The following is a 2262-nucleotide window of genomic DNA, read 5'->3' as shown; positions in this document are numbered from 1 at the left end:
GCCGCGCGTGGTTTTAATGCCATGAGTGCCCGTATTCAGGCAGGAGGCAAACATATTGAAGATGCTTTTGCCAATATCGGGCTTTCTCGCGAAAAATTCATGCAAGATCTGGACAAAGATGCCACCGGTACCTTGGTACGCTTTTTTGATGTTTTAGCGAAATCCGAACAGGGCATGCGTTCTCTGATTGCCATTGCTGGGCGCGATTTTACTGGTGATTTTGCCAAATTGGTGGGCAACCCCGAATTGTTAGGGCAAGCTTTAGATTATGTGAAAGATCCACAAGTCTTTAAAGGTTCGGTAGAACAAGAAGCAGACAAACAAGCAACCGGTGCCATGCGGCAATTTGAACTCTTACAAAACCGTATTGTGGCTCTGGGGATTAGCATTGGTGAAGTGCTTCTGCCTCCTCTCAACAGTCTCATGGAAACTGTTGGTAATTTTACTAATGGGCTTATGGCGTGGGCGAATGCGCACCCAACTTTAACAAGCGCCATTATCAAAACCATTGCCGCTCTGATGGCTTTTAATATTGCTCTGCGCGTGTTGCGCTTTACCATGGCTGGCACACGCCTTGGGCTTCTTCAATTGATGGGCTCTTTTATCAAGATGGGTGCTGTTAGTCGTGGTGTTGCTGCAAGCTGGCGAGGGCTATTGGCTGCAGGGCGCTCGCTGGGTTTAATAGCAGCAAGCTTTGGTGGAAGTGCGCTGCGTCTTCTTCGCCCCATAACTTTACTGGTAGGGGCTTTACGGGGGATTGCTGTCTCAGGAAGTGCATTTGCTGCCTCTTTTGGTTGGATCGGGACAGTGATCGAAGTGGTTGGAGCTGGTATTGCCTCTGTTGTGGGGGGTATTTTTACCCCGATCGGGGCGGTCATTGCTGCTGTTGTGGCGGTCATATTGGCTGCTGGTTTTGCTTTGTGGAAATATTGGGATCGTTTTTCTTCATTTGTCAAAGGTTTTGCACGGGGGGTATCTCGGGCTTTTGGGCGTGCCTTTGAAGCCGTCATGCGCTTTTTTGGTGCTGATACCACCACCATTACGCGTTGGAAAAATATAATCGCCAATGCTTTTGATCTCTCTCAAGTTTGGCAAAAGTTTAAACAAGAGCTTTCCTCTGTTGCCGAGTGGTTTGGCAATTTGTGGGAGGGCGTTAAACAAAGCTTTTCCAACTTTTGGCAATGGTTGAAGAGTTTTTTTACACAGGAAAAGCTCTCGGAGAGAGCCAAGGCTGGTATGGAACAAGCGGGCGAAGATCTGGCTAATTCGATTGTCGATGGCTTTATGGCACCTATCACAAAGTTGAGCGATTTTTGTAAATCTTTGCCTAGCCGCATTAAGGGGTGGATTGGTTCCATTGATGTAAGAGAGTTTTTGCCAAGTTTTTTGGGGGGTAAAACAGCCATCCAACCCATCGTGCAATTTGCGGGGGCTTCTCCTGTAAATTCATCTGCCAGAGAGCAAAGAGACAAAGACCGTTCCCCCATCACACACAATCAAAATGTCACAGTGCATGTTAATGGGGCGCGTGAACCCATGGCCACTGGTCGTGCGGTTGCCCATGCTTTGCAACGGGCACGCGCCAATGCATTGCATGGCGGGACAGAATGAGGGGAGGGCGTCTATGAGAGATCCTTTGATGATGTTAGGACCACATCTCTTTTACGTGGACTGGCTAAATTTCCAATCCTTTGAAGAAGAGTTTTTTGCCTCATGGGTTTGTATGGAGCGTTTTGGAAAGGCACCCAGTTTGCAATTTACTGGCTATGGCAATGATCCCAAAACCATTCATGGGGTGTTGTTTCCAGAAGAGTTTGGTGATCGTGTAGCCATTGATGCCATCACCACAACTATCCGAAGAGCAAAGCCGGTCCAGATGCTTCGTTGGATCAATGATACCACCTATAGTGTCCTTCTCCATGGACCCGTAGTAATCACCAGTATCACAAAAGACCACGACTATATCAGTCGCTCTGGTCAATCTCAGCGCATCCGCTATTCCATTACGCTCTTGCCCTTTTTTAATGGCGGAAAACCACAAGGACAATACCAAGAGGGACAAATCCAAGTGGGACAAATCCAAGTGGGACAAATCCAAGTGGGACAAATCCAAGTGGGACAAATTCCATGAAGATACCAGAAAAACATGTTGTTGTAGAGCTAGAGGATATGAGCCTCGATCTCCTCTGCTTTCACCATGCCATGGCAGTGTTCAGAGACCGGAGGAAAGCTGGTTTACTCAAAGGCTATTTAGAAGCCACA

General features: G+C 47.7%; 2 protein-coding genes and 1 pseudogene. All 3 read left to right on the top strand.

All coding sequences use genetic code 11. The features are described 5' to 3' along the window. On the top strand, nt 1-1611 hold a 1611-nt coding region (locus ACFIJJ_RS09535; protein ID WP_375646773.1), incomplete at its 5' end, for a phage tail tape measure protein. Between the two features lie 13 nt (nt 1612-1624). Continuing rightward, nucleotides 1625-2131 (top strand): phage tail protein, encoded by a 507-nt coding sequence (locus ACFIJJ_RS09530; RefSeq protein WP_375646772.1) that lies wholly within the window; start codon nt 1625-1627, stop codon nt 2129-2131. Beyond that, nucleotides 2128-2262 (top strand): annotated as a pseudogene (locus tag ACFIJJ_RS09525) (phage tail protein); the annotation flags it as partial. The gene ACFIJJ_RS09530 and the pseudogene ACFIJJ_RS09525, both read left to right, overlap by 4 nt.

Origin of the sequence: Bartonella sp. TT29SHDZB, assembly GCF_042193395.1 — a bacterium.
GTDB lineage: Bacteria > Pseudomonadota > Alphaproteobacteria > Rhizobiales > Rhizobiaceae > Bartonella.
The sequence above is the reverse complement of the archived record's forward strand: the minus strand, read 5'-3'. Positions and strand labels throughout refer to the sequence as shown.